At 72.4% G+C, this 16,353-nt stretch carries 18 protein-coding genes and 1 riboswitch; of the genes, 9 read left to right on the top strand and 9 right to left on the bottom strand.

What is annotated here, in order from left to right:
* Positions 1 to 237: 237 nt before the first annotated feature.
* Positions 238 to 334, bottom strand: a riboswitch (glycine riboswitch).
* 398 nt (positions 335 to 732) lie between these two features.
* From N553_RS0107205 to pdxH, 5 genes are all read left to right on the top strand, one after another.
* On the top strand, positions 733 to 1,233 hold the full coding sequence (locus N553_RS0107205) for a molybdenum cofactor biosynthesis protein B (RefSeq protein WP_028045968.1): 501 nt from the start codon (positions 733 to 735) through the stop codon (positions 1,231 to 1,233).
* On the top strand, positions 1,230 to 1,646 hold the full coding sequence (locus N553_RS0107200) for a molybdenum cofactor biosynthesis protein MoaE (RefSeq protein ID WP_028045967.1): 417 nt from the start codon (positions 1,230 to 1,232) through the stop codon (positions 1,644 to 1,646). Before N553_RS0107205 ends, N553_RS0107200 begins: the two co-directional genes overlap by 4 nt.
* Positions 1,646 to 2,749, top strand: coding sequence for a GTP 3',8-cyclase MoaA (gene moaA / locus N553_RS0107195; RefSeq protein WP_034620786.1), 1,104 nt, complete (start codon positions 1,646 to 1,648; stop codon positions 2,747 to 2,749). Before N553_RS0107200 ends, moaA begins: the two co-directional genes overlap by 1 nt.
* 107 nt (positions 2,750 to 2,856) lie before the next feature.
* Positions 2,857 to 3,489: a DUF6518 family protein gene (locus N553_RS24190; protein WP_051639884.1), complete on the top strand. Its 633-nt coding sequence runs from the start codon at positions 2,857 to 2,859 to the stop codon at positions 3,487 to 3,489.
* A 66-nt stretch (positions 3,490 to 3,555) separates the two neighbouring features.
* Positions 3,556 to 4,215, top strand: a complete 660-nt coding sequence (pdxH, locus tag N553_RS0107185) for a pyridoxamine 5'-phosphate oxidase (protein ID WP_028045965.1) — start codon at positions 3,556 to 3,558, stop codon at positions 4,213 to 4,215.
* A 72-nt stretch (positions 4,216 to 4,287) separates the two neighbouring features.
* Here pdxH and N553_RS0107180 read toward each other — a convergent pair whose 3' ends face one another.
* The 7 genes from N553_RS0107180 to N553_RS0107150 form a co-directional block, all read right to left on the bottom strand.
* On the bottom strand, positions 4,288 to 4,521 hold the full coding sequence (locus tag N553_RS0107180; protein WP_028045964.1) for a MoaD/ThiS family protein: 234 nt from the start codon (positions 4,519 to 4,521) through the stop codon (positions 4,288 to 4,290).
* On the bottom strand, positions 4,518 to 4,778 hold the full coding sequence (locus N553_RS0107175) for a DUF6457 domain-containing protein (RefSeq protein WP_028045963.1): 261 nt from the start codon (positions 4,776 to 4,778) through the stop codon (positions 4,518 to 4,520). The genes N553_RS0107180 and N553_RS0107175 overlap by 4 nt, the downstream gene beginning before the upstream one ends.
* Positions 4,775 to 5,401, bottom strand: a complete 627-nt coding sequence (locus tag N553_RS21545; RefSeq protein WP_034620782.1) for a molybdenum cofactor guanylyltransferase — start codon at positions 5,399 to 5,401, stop codon at positions 4,775 to 4,777. Before N553_RS21545 ends, N553_RS0107175 begins: the two co-directional genes overlap by 4 nt.
* On the bottom strand, positions 5,394 to 5,879 hold the full coding sequence (gene moaC, locus N553_RS0107165; RefSeq protein WP_028045962.1) for a cyclic pyranopterin monophosphate synthase MoaC: 486 nt from the start codon (positions 5,877 to 5,879) through the stop codon (positions 5,394 to 5,396). The genes N553_RS21545 and moaC overlap by 8 nt, the downstream gene beginning before the upstream one ends.
* On the bottom strand, positions 5,876 to 7,075 hold the full coding sequence (glp, locus tag N553_RS0107160) for a gephyrin-like molybdotransferase Glp (protein ID WP_028045961.1): 1,200 nt from the start codon (positions 7,073 to 7,075) through the stop codon (positions 5,876 to 5,878). The genes moaC and glp overlap by 4 nt, the downstream gene beginning before the upstream one ends.
* Before the next feature lie 2 nt (positions 7,076 to 7,077).
* The gene (locus tag N553_RS0107155; protein WP_028045960.1) at positions 7,078 to 8,184 is read right to left on the bottom strand and encodes a ThiF family adenylyltransferase; all 1,107 of its coding nucleotides are present in this window, start codon (positions 8,182 to 8,184) and stop codon (positions 7,078 to 7,080) included.
* 90 nt (positions 8,185 to 8,274) lie between these two features.
* On the bottom strand, positions 8,275 to 10,452 hold the full coding sequence (locus tag N553_RS0107150; protein ID WP_197029934.1) for an S-layer homology domain-containing protein: 2,178 nt from the start codon (positions 10,450 to 10,452) through the stop codon (positions 8,275 to 8,277).
* A gap of 182 nt (positions 10,453 to 10,634) precedes the next feature.
* On the opposite strand from N553_RS0107150, the gene N553_RS0107145 reads away from it, so the two are divergent.
* The gene (locus tag N553_RS0107145) at positions 10,635 to 11,363 is read left to right on the top strand and encodes a glutamine amidotransferase (RefSeq protein WP_028045958.1); all 729 of its coding nucleotides are present in this window, start codon (positions 10,635 to 10,637) and stop codon (positions 11,361 to 11,363) included.
* Positions 11,364 to 11,537: 174 nt separating this feature from the next.
* Positions 11,538 to 12,515 (top strand): patatin-like phospholipase family protein, encoded by a 978-nt coding sequence (locus N553_RS0107140; protein ID WP_028045957.1) that lies wholly within the window; start codon positions 11,538 to 11,540, stop codon positions 12,513 to 12,515.
* Between the two features lie 9 nt (positions 12,516 to 12,524).
* Here the strand turns inward: N553_RS0107140 and N553_RS0107135 are convergent, their stop codons facing one another.
* Positions 12,525 to 13,685, bottom strand: coding sequence for a pyridoxal phosphate-dependent aminotransferase (locus N553_RS0107135; protein WP_028045956.1), 1,161 nt, complete (start codon positions 13,683 to 13,685; stop codon positions 12,525 to 12,527).
* A gap of 79 nt (positions 13,686 to 13,764) precedes the next feature.
* Between N553_RS0107135 and N553_RS0107130 the strand changes: the two genes are divergently transcribed.
* Positions 13,765 to 14,691, top strand: a complete 927-nt coding sequence (locus N553_RS0107130) for an NADP-dependent oxidoreductase (RefSeq protein WP_028045955.1) — start codon at positions 13,765 to 13,767, stop codon at positions 14,689 to 14,691.
* A gap of 82 nt (positions 14,692 to 14,773) precedes the next feature.
* Positions 14,774 to 15,769, top strand: a complete 996-nt coding sequence (locus N553_RS0107125; RefSeq protein ID WP_028045954.1) for a magnesium and cobalt transport protein CorA — start codon at positions 14,774 to 14,776, stop codon at positions 15,767 to 15,769.
* Here N553_RS0107125 and N553_RS0107120 read toward each other — a convergent pair.
* Complete coding sequence (locus N553_RS0107120; protein ID WP_369796690.1) at positions 15,766 to 16,248, bottom strand: low molecular weight protein-tyrosine-phosphatase; 483 nt, start codon at positions 16,246 to 16,248, stop codon at positions 15,766 to 15,768. The genes N553_RS0107125 and N553_RS0107120 overlap by 4 nt on opposite strands.
* Positions 16,249 to 16,353 lie beyond the last annotated feature (105 nt).

Genomic DNA, 16,353 nt, shown 5'->3' with positions numbered 1-16,353 from the left:
TCGCGTCGAGGTGGAGGACGGGGCCGTTCAGGACGGCACTGTGCAAGTCGGTCACGGGCTGCTCCGCAAGGGTCGTCCGGTGGGCACCGGGACGGTGGGTGGGCTCCCCGCTCTGTCATCCGCGCAGAAGGATGCGCGACCTGAGAGTTTTGCCGGTCCGCCTGTCGGGGCGCGCCGGCTTGCACCGTCGGTGGGAACTTCCCTCAAAACTGAAGGAGCTCCGCTTTCCAGAGTTGCCTCGCCTCGGCGGTACAGGGGCCTGAGAGATTCCCGGGGAGGATTGCTCCTTCGGCGCCCCGCACGACGTCTGCGGGAGCTCTCCCGCCGCGGTTCGAGCAGCGTGTGAAGTTGTAGGCACAGCGTACCTGGCGCCGGTACCCGCCGGCCGCCGTCGATGGTGACGCACTCGGGCAGCGCCGGCAGCAACCCCGAGCAGCATCGCCACGCCTCGGCTCACGCGCGTTCTCACGTTCGCGACCGGTCGCCCGGATCGCACGCGTGGTCGCCCGGATCGCATCGATCAGGCCCGGACTGATCTCGCTGACCGTGTTCGCGGGCGCCAGCAACGGCCTGTCGACTTCGACGATCGTCCGCCCGTCCGGACGACCTCCATCGCGTCGCCACGGAGCCACGCTTCCTCCAGCCGCCGCACGCGGTGGAGAGCCACGGTCGGCGCAGTCCGGGGCCTTTCACCCGGACTGCTCACGGCCTGTCGCTCGGTACGCTGGCACGGTGACCTCCTCGTCGGCCGACCGTGTCCGTGCGGCCGTCGTCGTGGTCTCGGACCGGTCCGCCGCGGGGTCGAGGGCCGACCGGTCGGGGCCCCTTGCAGCCGGCAGGCTGCAGGCCGGCGGGTACGCCGTGGCACCGGTGGTCGTAGTCCCCGACGGCGCCGAGTCGGTCGGTGCGGCGCTCCGCTCCGTGCTCGACGAGGGCGCGAGGTTGGTGATCACGTCTGGGGGCACCGGCGTCGGACCGCGCGACCGGACGCCCGAGGGCACGCGCGCTCTGCTCATCCGGGAGCTCCCGGGCATCCCTGAGGCGCTGCGCCGGACGAGCGCCGCGACGGTCCCGACGGCCGTCCTGTCGAGGGCGCTCGCCGGGGTCACCGAGGAAGGCGCCGTCGTCGTCAACCTGCCCGGGTCGCCCGGCGGGGTGTCCGACGGGCTCGACGTGCTGCTTCCCCTGCTGCCGCACCTGTTCGACCAGCTGCGCGGGGGTGACCACCGATGATCGCGCGGGTTGTCGACGAGCCGCTCGACCTGCGGTTTCACGTGGAACATGTCAGCGGGCCACGTGCCGGGGCGGTCGCGACGTTCGTCGGGCTGGTCCGGGACCACGACCCGTCGGTGAGCGGACGTGTCATCGGGCTGGACTACTCCGCACATCCGGACGCCGAGCTGGTCCTGGCCGGGATCGCCTCCGCGTTCGACCAGGACGACGACGTGCTGGGTGTCGCGGTCACGCACCGGGTCGGGCACCTCGCGGTCGGTGAGGCGGCGATCGTCGCTGCTGTGGCCACGTCGCACAGGGCCGAGGCCTTCGACGTCTGCCGTGCGCTCGTCGAGAAGGTCAAGGCCGAGCTGCCGGTATGGAAGCGTGAGGTCCTGGCCGACGGGTCTCACGTCTGGGTGGGGATGCAGTGATGAACAAGGATGGCGCCGGCGTCTTGGTCGACCGGTTCGGGCGCGTGCACCGCGATCTGCGCATCTCCCTGACCGATCGCTGCTCGCTGCGCTGCACCTACTGCATGCCCGCCGACGGCGTCCCGTGGCTCGCCCGCTCGACCATGCTGAGCACCGACGAGATCGTGCACGTGGCCCGCGTCGGCGTCGACCTGGGCATCACCGAGATCCGGCTCACCGGCGGCGAGCCGCTGCTGCGCGTCGACATCGTGGACGTGGTCCGGCGGCTCACCGCGCTGCACGGCCCGTCGGGCAGCCCCGAGGTCTCGTTGACCACGAACGCGCTCCGCCTGCCCGGACTGGCGTCCCAGCTCAAGGACGCCGGCCTGTCGCGCGTGAACATCTCGCTCGACACCCTCGACCGCCAGAAGTTCCTGCAGCTGACCCGCCGCGACAAGCTCGTCGAGACGCTCGCCGGCATCGCAGCCGCCGACGCCGCCGGGCTGCACCCGGTGAAGATCAACGCGGTCGCGATGCGCGGGGTGAACGACGACGAGGTGGTCGCACTGACCCGCTTCGCCGTGGACCACGGGTACCAGATGCGGTTCATCGAGCAGATGCCGCTCGACGGCGGGCACACCTGGGACCGCACGGAGATGGTGACCCAGGCCGAGATCCTCGCGCAGCTGACCAGCGCGTTCACGCTCACGGAGGTGCCCGGCCGTGGTGCCGCGCCCGCTGAGCTCTGGACCGTCGACGGCGGTCCCGCGACCGTCGGGGTGATCGCGTCGGTGACCGCCCCCTTCTGCGGCGCGTGCGACCGGCTGCGGCTCACCGCCGACGGCCAGCTGCGCGCCTGCTTGTTCTCGCAGACGGAGACGGACGTGCGCGAGCTCCTGCGCGGCACACCGCCACCGGAGGGCGCGGCCATCGGCGTCGGGCCCTCGCAGGCGGTGCGCATCGGAACGGTCGCCCCGCCGCGGGCCGCTCCTGCGCCGGCGGACGTCGACGAGGCGCTCGCCGAGGCGTTCCGCCGCTGCCTGGCCGGCAAGAAGGCCGGGCACGACATCGGCGACCCGACCTTCCACCAGCCCGACCGGCCGATGAGCGCGATCGGCGGCTAGGGCCCCCCGAGCAGCACCTCACGTCAGCCCGCGGTCGCAGCCCCACCGCACCGGCACCGTCCTGCGGGCTGACGCGGCGACACCCAACGTCCTCGTTGAATGGACCCATGGTCGTCGAGACGCAGCTCCAGGTCACCCGGGTGCGGCCCACGCTCCCCGCACCGGCCCTCCTGGCCGCCGCGACCGGCGCAGGGCTCGTGGTGGGTGCAGCGACGTCGTTCGGGCAGACGCTGCTGGGAGACACGGCGTTCCAGGCGCTGGTCAATGCCGTCAGCCCGTGGCTGGTCGTCCCGTTCCTCCTCGGAGCGTTGGCGCGCACCTGGTGGCTCGCTACGTCGGCAGGTCTGCTCGTCTGCGTCGGCGAGGTCGCGGGCTACTACGTCGTCGCCGACCTGCGCGGGTTTGCGGTCGGGTCCGGGCTGCTCGTCTGGGTCGTGGCCGGCGTCGTGGGCGGCCCATTGTTCGGAGCAGCGGGACGGAGCTGGCGGACGGCGACCGGACGGTGGCGAGGTGCGGGTGTGGCGGCGCTCGTCGGGTGCTGGGTGGCCGAGGCGATCGTCACGTATGGGCTCGTGCTGCACCGGCTCGACGAGGCGATCGTCATGGTCGCCGGCGCCGCGGTGCTCACCGTCGCGCTGACCAGTCGCGGCCGGCAGGGCAGGGCGGTGCTGCGCTGGCTCCCCGCGGCGGTCCTGCTGGGAGCCGTTGGCTTTGCCGGGGTCCACGCGCTGCTGTCATGAGCCTGACGGTTGCGTCCTGGTCGGCGTAGCCTCGCGACGGCCGACCCGGACGACCAGAGGAGCGCCGTGCGCCGCGAGTACCTGAGCGATGGGCTCGACGAGGGTGAGCTGGCACCGACGCCGCTCCAGCAGGTTCGCGCATGGGTCGCGGACGCGGAGGCGCGGCAGGCCGACCGCGGGGACGTCGCCGAACCCATGGCGCTGTCGGTCGCGACGGTCGATGCCGACGGACGCCCGAACGTCCGCACCGTGCTCATGCGGTTCCTCGACGCGCGAGGTCCGGGGTTCGTCACCGACCTCGGCTCGGCGAAGAGCCGCGAGCTGACCGCCCACGACGCGGTCGCCGCATCCCTGACCTGGGCGGCGATGCACCGGGCGATCAGGTTCCGGGGCCGTGCCGTCCCGCTGGGTCGCGACGAGGTCGACGACTACTTCGCGTCCCGGCCATGGGGCTCCCGGATCAGCGCATGGGCGTCCGAGCAGTCCCGGCCCGTCGCAGACCGCGCGACGCTGGTCGCCTCGTACGAGCGGTACGCCGCGCTCTACCCGGAGACGGGCGACGTCCCGGTGCCGGACGGCTGGGGCGGCTGGCGGATCGACTGCGACGAGGTGGAGCTGTGGGCCGGACGGCGCGACCGGCTCCACGATCGCCTGGTGTTCACCCGGGTCGCCGACGGGGACCTCGACTCGCCCGCGGCATGGACGGTGCACCGGCGCCAGCCGTGAGGCGCACGTCGCGGTCAACCGTCGCCGCTCTGCACACCCCGGGCGCGGTGATCTCCCGCCGCCCGGCGGCGGCTAACCGCCCGCGAACGGTGGCAGGACGTCGAGGGTCACGCCCGCGGGCACCGGGTCGGTCCCGTCGACGCGGACGCCGCCTGCCAGCAGCGCGCACCGGCCGAGCACCTCTGCGAGTGCTGGATGGGCCGTGATCATTGCCGCGCGCACCTCGTCGGCCGAGCCGGCGGCAAGCTGTTCACCATCGACGCCCGCCGCCTCAGCCGCGGCGGCGAAGTAGCGGACGTCGATCACTGCCACGCGTCGGTCCGTTCGACGATCTGCGCGAGCAGGCGCTCGACCGTGGCGGGGTCCGTTCCGGCCGCGGCGAGACCGGCGACGAACATGCTGACGGGAACGGCCGGGCGCGCGACCCGGTGCGCGACGCTGCTGGACACCTCGAGGATTCGGTCGATGTCGACCAGCGACCGGTCCACGCCGAGCGCTTCGCACAGCTGGTCGATCCATACGGGAAGGTCGGCGCCGGGTGCGCGGCGCGGGTCGTCGGTCATGGCTCGATCCTCTCAGTCGCGGTTGCCTCACGGGAGAGCAGTGCGTCGAGTCGCTCGACGTCGGCCCACGTGTCCGCATCAGCTCCGGAGTCGTCGACGTCCAGCACGTCGACCAGCACGAGCTCGGACACCAGCGCACGCATCGAGGCGCCCTGCACCGTCGTCAGCCGCTCGACGGCGGCGGCCAGGGCCGACGACCGGTACACCGCGACAAGGTGCTGCGGACGTCCCTCGGTGCTGACCAGCCGCGCGCCGTCCACGCCGTCGACAGCAGCCGCGTCGAGCAGGGCACGAAGCGCACCTCCCGCGCGCGGGACGTCGCAGGCGAGCACGGCGACGAGCTCGCACGACGACGAGCCGAGGGCCGCCAGCCCGGCGGCGAGGCCGGCGACCGGACCGCCGTCGGGCGGGTCCTCGAGCACTGTGCGCACCCCCGGCCGTGCCACAGACGGTGGCCCGACGATGACGGTTCGGGCGGCGTCAGTCACCGCGTCGAGTGCGTGGTCGAGAAGGGCCCGACCGCCGACGACCACCTCAGGCTTCGATGACCCACCCAGCCGCGAGCCTCGGCCGCCGGCCAGGACGACCGCGTCGAAGCTCGTCGGCAACGCCGGGTCAGGCATCGCTCGGTCGCAGCCAGTCGCCGGACTTGCCGCCCGACTTGGCCTCGAGCCGCACGTCCGCGATCCGCACCGACTTGTCGATCCCCTTGACCATGTCCACGACCGCCAGCGCGGCGACGGACACGGCGGTGAGCGCCTCCATCTCGACACCGGTGCGGTCGGCGGTGCGGACGGTCGCGGTGATCTCGACGCCGTCGTCGACGATCGTCAGGTCCACCACCACGCCGTGAACGCCGATGATGTGCGCGAGCGGCAGGAGCTCGGCTGTTCTCTTGGCCGCCGAGATGCCCGCGATGCGCGCGACGGCGAGCACGTCACCCTTCGGCACCCCGCCGGAGCGCAGCGCGTCGACGACGACCGGTCCGCAGACCACCCGGCCCGCCGCAGTGGCGGAGCGGACGGTCGGCTGCTTGGCGGTCACGTCGACCATGCGGGCGTGCCCGGCGCTGTCGAGGTGCGTGAACGGCTGGTCGGTCATGGCGTGATCCTCAGGACGTTGATGCGGTCACCCGCGGAGACGGAGTCGACGGACGCGGGGATGACGGCGAGCCCCTCGGCCAGTGCGAGGCGCGCGACGAGGTGCGAGCCGGATCCGCGCCCTGTGGCGCGGACGACATGAGGGTCGCCGCCGTCGGACACGAACCGCACGGGCATGACCTGCGCACGCTCGGGCGGGGTGCTCCAGGCGTCGTCGCTGGTCGCGGTCACAGTCGGCCGCTCGACGTCGACGTGTCCGGCCATCCTGCGCAGCGCGGGCCGCACGAACAGCTCGAACGACACGAACGAGCTGACCGGGTTGCCCGGCAGCGTGACGATCGGGGTGCCGTTCGGGAGGCGTCCGAGACCTTGCGGCTTACCGGGCTGGACGGCGACCCTGACGAACTCGACCCCCGCCTCGTCTGCGAGCGCGGCCTTGACCACGTCGTAGGCGCCCATGCTCACGCCGCCCGAGGTGAGCACCAGGTCGACGTCCTCGAGCCCGACAAGGAGGGCGTGCAGCGCTTTCGGGTCGTCGGCGACGGGTCCCAGCCTTCTCGGCTCGCCGCCCGCCTCGCGGACCGCGGCCGCGAGCAGCCACGAGTTCGAGTCCGGCAGCTGGCCGCGCATCAGCGGCGTGCCCGGCGGGACGAGCTCGTCGCCCGTGGACACGACAGCCACCCGAGGACGGCGGTGCACGAGGGCGGTCGCACGGCCCACGGACGCGATCGCAGCGATGTGCGCCGGACCCAGAGCGGTGCCCGCCGCGACGACGAGGTCGCCGGGGACGGCGTCCTCCCCGGCACGTCGGATGTGCGCACCGGTGGCGGGGACCTCGTGGATCGTCACCGTCTCGGTGCCGCCGTCGGTGTCCTCGACCGGGACGACCGCGTCCGCGCCTTGCGGCAGCGGCGCCCCGGTCATGATGCGGGCGACCGTGCCGGGCCGGACCACCGGCTCGTCACCCGACCCGGCTGCGAGGTCTGCGACGACCTGCAGGACGACGCCCGGGGTCACGTCGGCGGCCCGCGCGGCGTATCCGTCCATCGCGGAGTTGTCCCAACGCGGCAGGAGGTCCTCGCTGCGGACGTCCTGTGCGAGAACCATGCCGTCGAGCTCGTCGAGCCCGCGCTCTTCTGGTGCGAGCGGCGCGGCCAGGGCGAGGGCGGCCGCGCGGTGCTCGTCGAGTGGTCGCACGGTCAGCTGGCTGCGTACCAGGCGAGGATCCCGCCGTCGAGGTTGCTCGCGTCGTAGCCCAGCCCGCGCAGCACCCGTGCGGCGGTCAGCGAGCGGCCGCCCACCTGGCACTGCACGACGATCTCCTGGTCGCGCGGCAGGGCGTCCAGCGCCGACCCGTCGAGCACCGAGCCCAACGGGACCAAGACCGCGCCGGGAATGGCGCCGGCCTCGAACTCCTCGGGCTCGCGCACGTCGATGAGCAGGAACTCGTCGGTGCCGGCGTCGCGCGCGGCCAGGCGCGCGACGAGCTCAGGGGCGGTCGTGACGGGGACGTCGGACATGCGGATCTCCTCGCGGGGGACGACGGTTCGGCCGTTGCCGACCAGTGGGATCTCGGACCAGCGGCCGCGCAGGGCGTCGATGACGAGCACCCGGCCGAGCAGTGATTCTCCGCTCCCGGTGACGAGCTTGACCACCTCGGTAGCCATGACGGACCCGACCTGCCCGCACAGCGCGCCGAGCACGCCCGCCTCGGCGCAGGACGGGACCTCGTCCCCGGCCGGCGGGTGGGGGAACAGGTCACGCAGCTGGACGCCTGCCCGCCCCCAGAACACCGTCGTCTGCGCGTCGAACCGCAGCACAGACCCCCAGACCTCGGGGAGCCCGAGCCGCACGCACGCGTCGTTGATCAGGTAACGCGTGGGGAAGTTGTCCGTGCCGTCGACCACGACGTCGTAGCCGCTGAAGATCGCGTCCACGTTCCCGTCGGTCAGTCGCTCCCGGTGCGCGATCACGCGGATGTCGGGATCGAGCGCTGCGATCGAGTCCGCGGCGCTGTCGACCTTCGCGCGTCCCACGTCGGCGGTCCCGTGGATGACCTGGCGCTGCAGGTTGCTCACGTCCACCGTGTCGTCGTCGACGATCCCGATCGTCCCGACACCCGCCGCCGCCAGGTACTGCAGCACGGGCGCCCCGAGCCCACCGGCACCGATGACGCAGACGCGAGCGTTCCGCAGCCGCCGCTGCCCGTCGACGCCGATCTCCACAAGCAGGAGATGCCGCGACCCACGCGCGAGCTGCTCACGGGTCAGCGGCAGACCCGGGGAGACCAGCGGAGGCAGCGGCACGACGACAAATCTACGTGCCAAGACCGCGTCGCCCGATGGCTCGCCGCGAGCGGCACGACGACGCTCGGTGGTCGTGGTGCCGCTCGCAGGTCAGTGCTTGACCGCGACCGCCTTGTGCAGCGCCTCCGCGAACGCGCCGCGCTCCAGGTTCGCCGCGGGCCGGAACACCGGTCTCCCGTAGGCGTTCGTCCCTCCGCTGGTCACACCGAGCTCGCCGAGCCACACGATCGCGTCATGCTCCGGCGTCCGCCACCCGACGTCCGCGAACTTCCCATGCTGCGAGCGAGCCACGCGCGGCGACCCGGCGAACCGATAGATCGCGCCGGCCGCCTCCGAGCGGGTCACGACGTTCCCGGGCCGGAACACCGTCTTTCCGTGGACCCTCGAGCCCAGCACGTAGCCGTGCGAGGCCGCCCACACGATGGCCGCGTACTGCGGGTGGGTGGAAGGGACGTCCGTGAACGGCGACGACTTCGGTGCCCTCTGCGCAGGCGAGCCGGCCGCCCGGAACAAAGCCGCCGCCAGGTCGGCGCGGGTCTCGGTCCCCGTCGACCCGAAGGTCGCCGAGCCGTCGGGTGCCGTGACGCCCGCAAGGATCCCCTGGGCAGCGATCCACTCGATGTCCGCCGCGAAGGGTGCGGTCGGCTGCACGTCCCCGAACGTCGTCCCGACCGTGATGTCGATCTTCGGCGTCGTGCTGGTGCCGACGACCACCACGTTGGGGGCGCCGTGCACCAGACCGGTCCGGTAGAAGACGGCACCAGGCGCGGAGTCCGTGGACACCAGGTACGCGCCCGGCAGGAGGCCCTGGATGGTGTACGAGCCGTCGGCTCCGGTGGTCGCGAACCTCGCCGCCAGCGGAACCGTCGACGGCGGGGTGGCGGACTCCACGTACGCCTTGACCTGCTGGCCGACCAGCGGCGAACCGTCCGCCTTCCGGAGGGCACCCGTGATCTTGGCTCCGGTCCGCAGCTGTGCTGCGATCTCGGTCGTCTGCCCGCCCGTCAGCATGATCGCCGAGGCATCGGCCTCGTCCAGCGTCGTGCCGTTCGGCGCCTTGAAGTACTGCGCCACGAACGGCGTGTCCGCAGGGCCGGCCCCGAACACGATCCTGCTCGCGCCCAGCTTCTGAGTCGTCAGCCGGAGCGAGCCGTCTGCGCCCGTGGGCTCAGACGGCGTCCAGGCCCCGTCCGGCTGGATGAGCTGGACCTCCACCGGTGTTGCGGGGTCGCCGGCGGGCGTCGTCAGAGCGAGCCTCAGGGTCGCGCTCCCCCCGAGCCGGATGTCGATACCCGTCGTCTGCACGCCGAGCACCACCGTGAACGGCGTCGCCGTCTCCCAGGTCGGGGCGCTCGGGTAGAACCAGGTGCCGAGCTCGGTGTCGAAGGCGGTCGCGCTGGCCGTGTACGTGCCGGGTGGCAGATCGTCCTGCACCTCCCACGAGCCGTCGGCACCGATGGCTGCGAAGGCCTGGGCGGCGCCGGAAGCGCTCTGGATCTCCACCCGCCCCAGGCCGGTCAACGGCGTCCCGTCCGGCTGGGTCACGGTGCCGGAGACGGAGGCGCTCTCGGAGAGCACGACGTTGGCGACGACGTCAGCACCGGGCCCGACGTGTACCGGCTGTGCGTCCTCGGGTGCGGCGACGCCCGGGTAGAAGGCGGAGACCACGTGCGAGCCCGACGGTGGAAGAAACACGATGGTGTAGTCGTCAGGGCGGAGGTCGTCGAGGACGTACGCCCCGTTGGCGTCGGTGTCGAGCAGCGTCGGTGTGTCCTGGTTCGGCGACATCACCTGGACGCTGACCCCTGCGATCGGTCCGTCGGGCCCGCTCACCACTCCTCGGAGCGTGCCGCTGAGGCTCAGTTCGACGTCGATGCCTGCGGTCTCCTCCCCGGCTCTGACCGTCACGTCGCCGGGGTAGTAACCGTTCAGGAGCGGGGAGCCCGCTGCCGGGTATACCGCGACGTAGTACTGACCAGCGGGCAGCCCGGCGATCGACCACGCGCCCGTCTCGGTGTTTACCTGCGTGCTCTGGTAGAGGCCCGACGTGGCTGCGGTGACCAGGACGTCGGCAAGGCTCTGACCTGCCGGCACCGTGACGGTCCCGGAGATGGAACCCGTCGCGAGCGCAGAGTCGATGCCTGGTTGGCTCTCCGCACCAGCCGCCGAGGCGGGCGAGAACCCGAGCCCCAGCAAGACGAAGAACGCTGACAGAGTGGCGACGAGCGCCGCTCCCCGCGACGTGCGACCTGTCCGGACGTTCGTCATCTTGAGCCCCCTGAGTGGACCGGCACCCCGCGAGTCCATCCGCGGCCAGTCTCCGACAAATCGGGACAATCCTGGCAGCATCGGGATCGATGGCGCATCATCGACCCGGGTGAACTGCGTCTGCTGCCGCTGCGTGGCTCGGCGGAGTCGCGCGCGGCGCCAGCCGCTGAGAGCCTGCGTGGATGAAGCCGTTCGTGCTGCTCGCGACGCGGGCGCAGGACGACGCAGCCGACGCGGAGTACGCGGCGTTCCTGCGGTTCGGCGGGCTGACGCCCGACGACCTGCGTCGCGTGCGCCTGGAGGCCGCGCCCATGCCGGCGCTCGATCTCGACGGCCTGTCGGGCATCTTCGTCGGGGGAAGCCCCTTCGACGCCGGCGCGCCCTCGAAGTCCGAGGTCCAGGTCCGCGTCGAGGCGGAGGTGTCCGCGCTGCTCGACGAGGTCGTCGACCGCGACCTGCCGTTCCTCGGCGCCTGCTACGGCGTCGGCACGCTCGGTGTGCACCAGGGCGGGGTCATCGACACGACGTACGGAGAGCCGATCGGGGCCGTACCGATCTCGCTCACCGACGACGGTGTGGCCGACCCGCTGCTGGTCGGGCTTCCCGCGACTTTCGATGCGTTCGTCGGGCACAAGGAGGCATGCCGGGTGCTCCCCGCCACGGCGACGCTGCTGGCCAGCTCGCCCGCCTGCCCGGTCCAGATGTTCCGCGTCCGGCGCAACCTTTACGCGACCCAGTTCCACCCCGAGCTCGACGTCGAGGGCATCGTGGGGCGGGTGCGCGCCTACTCCGAGTACGGCTACTTCCCGCCGGCCGAGCTCACCGAGGTCGTCGCGAGGGTCCGGGCCGCCGACGTGACGGTGCCGCGGCGCATCCTGGACGCCTTCGTGCGGCGCTACGCCCGCGATTAAGCCCTCGCTGCCGCGCCGCCGCGGTGCTAGCGTCCGCTGAGCTGTGATCGTCCGAAGGGAGGTGAGACCCATGAACGCGGTATCCGTACTGGGTGCTCCCTCGCGATCCACGATCGCGCGACTGGGCTAGTCGCCACGGGAGCGCCGACAGGCACTTCGTGAAAGGCGACTCCCATGAACACCACATTCTCTGCATCGACGGCGCACGATCTGCCCGTGCCTGACCAGTCCCAGCCGCACGTCGACGCCACCGGGCGGGTACCCACCTCCGGCGAGCGGGCACTCGTGCTCGGCGGCGGCGGATCGACAGGCAACGCGTGGCTGATCGGCGTGATCGCCGGGCTGTTCGAGGCCGGGCTGGACGTCACCGGGGCCGATCTGACCATCGGGACGTCCGCGGGCTCGACCGCTGCGGCCCAGATCGTAGGCGCGACCCCGGCCGACCTGTTCGCCGCCACCGGTGCGGCTGCGCCAGCGCACCGGCCCGGTCCGGTCGGGCCGGACCGAGGACGCGCTCCGGCCAGCCCGGGGGCCAACCACCTGGACTGGATCAACGCGATCATCGCCGCCTCGCAGGATCCTGCGGACCTGCGTCGCAGGCTGGGCGCGGCGACGCTCGACCTGGAGGCGGCGTCGGACGGTTCCTGGCAGGGACAGTGGCGGGCCATCGTCGCCGCGCGCCTGCCCAGCCCGGACTGGCCGGACCGCACGGTCCTCATCACCGCGGTCGAGGCGGAGACGGGTGAACCGGTCGTCTTCGACCGCCACAGCGGGGTCGACCTCGCGGACGCCGTCGCGGCAAGCTGCTCCAGTCGCCTTCCGTACCGGATCGGGGACACCCGGTACATCGACGGTGGCTACCGCGGCAACGCCGAGAACGCGGATCTGGCAGCCGGGTTCGGGCGGGTCCTGGTGCTGTCACCGTTCGGCGGCAGGTCTCTGCACCCGCCGCACTGGGGCACGCACCTGGCCGCACAGGTCGAGGAGCTGCGTGCACGAGGAAGCAGGGTCGAGACGGTCTTCCCGGACACCGCCTCCGAGCACATGTTCGGCGCCCGTGCGATGGACCCGTCGCTTCGACCGCCCGCCGCTCGAGCCGGATACGAGCTGGGACTCGCACGTGCCGACCAGCTCACCGCCTTCTGGCGGTGAGGTCTGCGGTCAGAGCGTCGACTGCCAGGCGACGATCCGGTCGACCGCCTCCCCGACCACCTCGACCGACGACGCGAAGGACAGCCGCACCCACCGGTGCCCGTCGACCGGGTCGAAGTCGGTCCCGGGGGTGAGCGCCACCCCGGCCTCCTCGAGCAGCCGCGCGCACCACGTGATCGAGTCGAGGCCGCTCGCGGAGATGTCGGCGTACAGGTAGAACGCCCCGTCGGCGGGTGCGATGCGGGTCCATCCCAGGGACGGCAGCCGCTCCAGCAGGAGCGCCCGGGCGGCCGCGTAGCGCTCGACGTTGGACCGCGCCGCGGCGTACCCGGCCGGGCTGAACGCGGCGATGCCTGCGTGCTGGGCGAGCGCCGGCGGGCACAGCGCGACGTTGCCCGCGAGCGCGTCCACGGCGGACACCAGGTCGTCGGGGAGCACGAGCCAGCCGAGCCGCCATCCGGTCATCGCCCAGTACTTGGAGAACGAGTTCACGACGACCGCTCCCTGCGACCGGTACGACGCCGCGGTCGGCGGCGTCGAGGAGTCGTAGGTGATGCCGTGGTAGATCTCGTCGCTGACGAGACGTACGCCGCGCTCGCCGCACCAGGCCGCGAGCGCGGCGAGCTCGGCGGGGTCGATCATGGTGCCCGTCGGGTTCGCGGGGCTCGCCACGACCAACCCGTCGATCGGTGTGGTCAGCGCCTCCAGCTGCGCGACGGTGGGCTGGTAGCGAGTCTCGGGGCCGCACGGCAGCGTCACGACCTCGCACCCGAGCGCCGCGAGGATGTTCGCGTACGCGGGGTAGCCGGGCACGCCGAGAGCCACCCGGTCGCCCACGTCGAACGCGGCCAAGAACGCGAGCATGAACGCGCCGGAGGATCCGGTGGTGACGGCGATCCGGCCCGGGTCGACGTCGATCCCGTACCAGTTGCGGTAGTGCCCGGCGATCGCCGCGCGCATCCCCGGCGCACCGAGGGACTCGGTGTACCCGAGGTCGCCGGCGGTCAGCAGGTCGATCGCGCGCTGCCGGACCACGTCTGAGGCACCGGTCGACGGCTCGCCCGCGCAGAGGTTGAGGACGTTCTCGCCGGCGGCCTTGCGGGCGTTGGCGGCGGCCAGGATCTCCATGACGGCGAACGGTGGGACGTGCGCACGGGCAGCGACCTTCATGGGCCCATGGTGACGCACGAGCGACGCACATCACGTCCTCGGAGGAAACAGGCGCGCCGTGGGCCGGGTTGCCACAAGCATGAGAGCCATCACCTACTCCCGTTACGGCGACGCCGACGTCCTCGAGCTCACCGAGCTCCCGACCCCGAAGGTCGGCCCGGACAGCGTCCTGGTCCGTGTGCGCGCGGCGTCCGTCAACCCGGTCGACTGGAAGGTCCGCGCCGGCTACCTGGACGCCGTCATGGACGTCGTCTTCCCGACCGTGCCCGGCTGGGACGTGGCCGGGGTGGTCGAGCGCGTCGGCCTGGACACCCCCGAGCTCAAGGTGGGCGACGAGGTCTACGGCTATGTCCGGCGCGACTGGGTGCAGGGCGGGACGTTCGCCGAGCTCGTCGCGGCGCCCGTGCGCACCCTGGCACGCAAGCCGGCCTCGTTGTCGTTCGAGGAGGCCGCTGCGGTCCCGCTCGCCGGCCTGACGGCGTACCAGGCGATCCGACGAGCCGGGGTGCGGTCGGGGCAGACCGTGCTCGTCCAGGCCGCCGCCGGAGGGGTCGGTGCCTTCGCGGTGCAGATCGCCCGGTCGCTCGGCGCGCGCGTGATCGGCACCGCCTCCGAGCGGAACCACGAGCACCTGCGCGGTCTGGGTGCCGAGCCGGTCGCCTACGGCGAGGGCCTCGTCGAACGCGTCCGTGCGCTCGCACCGCAGGGCGTGGACGTGCTGCTGGACTTCGGTGGTGACGACCTGGTGGCTACCGCCCGGGGCGTGCTGGCCGCGGACGGCGTGGTCGCCTCGATCGTCGACGCGGCTGCTCGCGACGAGCTGGGCGGTCACTACGTCTGGGTACGGCCGAGCACCGAGGACCTCGACGCCCTGACGGCGCTGCTCGACGCGGGCACGGTGACGGTCGACGTCGCCGAGGTCTTCGAGCTCGCGGACGCGGCCGACGCCCACCGCGCCAGCCAGACGGGTCACGTCCGCGGCAAGGTGGTCGTCCGCGTCGACTGACGACCATGACCGGACGGCTCCGCGCGAGCCGTCCGGTCGTGCGCCGGTCCCGCCGTGCACGTGATGGGCCTAGCCTCGACCCGTGATCGTGGACTGCGCTCTGTACGCCGGCGGACGGCGCCTGCACCGGCTCGACGACCTCCAGGTGGCGGTGCGGGAGGCCGAGAAGGAGGACGGCTTCGTCTGGATCGGGCTGCACGACCCGACGGAGGACGAGTTCGACGCCATCGCCGACGCGTTCGAGCTCCCCGAGCTGGCCATCGAGGACGCGATCGCCTCCCACCAGCGCCCGAAGCTCGAGCGCTACGGCAACCTGACGTTCGCGGTCGTCAAGCCCGTGTTCTACGTCGACCACGTCGAGGTGGTCGAGGTCAGCGAGCTGGCGATCTTCGTGGGCGGGCGGTTCGTGATCGTCGTGCGGCACGGGATCACGGCGATCCCCGCACAGGTACGTGAGGCACTGGGCGCCGATCCCGAGATGCTCCAGCACGGTCCCGCCGCGGTGCTGCACGCCATCCTGGACAAGGCCGTCGACCAGTACCTCGAGGTCACCGCCGCGATCGACATCGACCTCGATGAGATCGAGGACCAGGTGTTCGGCGAGGACCCCGGCCACGACCACGCCGAACGCATCTACAAGCTCAAGCGCGAGGTCCAGCAGTTCCGCCGGGCCGTGGTGCCCCTCGTCGGCCCCCTGACGCGGCTCGCCGACACGGTGGTCCCGAACGTGCCGGCGGGCGCCCAGCCGTACTTCCGCGACGTGCAGGACCACGCGCTGCACGCGGCGGAGCTCGTGGAGGCCGCCGACACGCTGCTCGCCAACATCATGCAGGCCAACCTCGCGCAGGTCAGCGTCGAGCAGAACCGGGTCGGCGTCCAGCAGAACGCCGACATGCGCAAGATCTCCGCGTGGGCGGCGATCGCGATCGTGCCCACCTCGATCGCCGGCGTCTACGGCATGAACTTCGACCGGATCCCGTTCCAGCACGCGCCGCACGGGTTCTCGGTCGTGGTGACCGTGATCGGCGTGGTGTGCGTGGGGCTGTACGTCGCGTTCCGGCGGAACCGCTGGCTCTAGAGAGCCTTACGCACGAAGGCGACGACGCCGTCTGCCGCGGCCTCGACCTGCGCGAGGCACGCCTCGAAGTCCGTGGAGTCGCCGTACCAGGGGTCGTCGACATCGAGCGTGTGCTCGGCTCGGCCGACCGGGGCGTCCGGGTCGAACGACCGGTACATGCGGACGTCGCCGTCCCCGAGGCGTCGCAGGGCGCGCGCGTGCGCCGACGTCATCGCCAGGACGAGGTCGTGCGACGGCAGGTCGGACGCGCGCGCCTGCCGTGCGCGGTGCCCGTCGGCGGGGTCGTAGCCGTGTGCGAGCAGCACTGCCCTGGCGCGCCGGTCGATGGGCCGGCCGTGCTCCTCGTCGCTGATGCCGCTGGAGTCCACGACCACCTGGCCGGCGAGCCCGGCCTTGGCGAACCGGTCGCGCAGGACGACCTCCGCCATGGGCGACCGGCAGATGTTGCCGGTGCAGACGACCATCACGGCATACGGCAGGGGCACGTTGGCATCGTCGCACGCGCCAGGGCTTGAGACGCGACATAAACGCGATATACTCTGAGTCGAGCATTCGGGTTCGGACGATACGCGTGAGGAGGATGC

This window comes from Cellulomonas sp. URHE0023, from assembly GCF_000688475.1.
In the GTDB taxonomy this organism is placed as follows: Bacteria; Actinomycetota; Actinomycetes; order Actinomycetales; family Cellulomonadaceae; genus Cellulomonas.
This window is presented reverse-complemented; position numbering and strand designations above follow the sequence as displayed.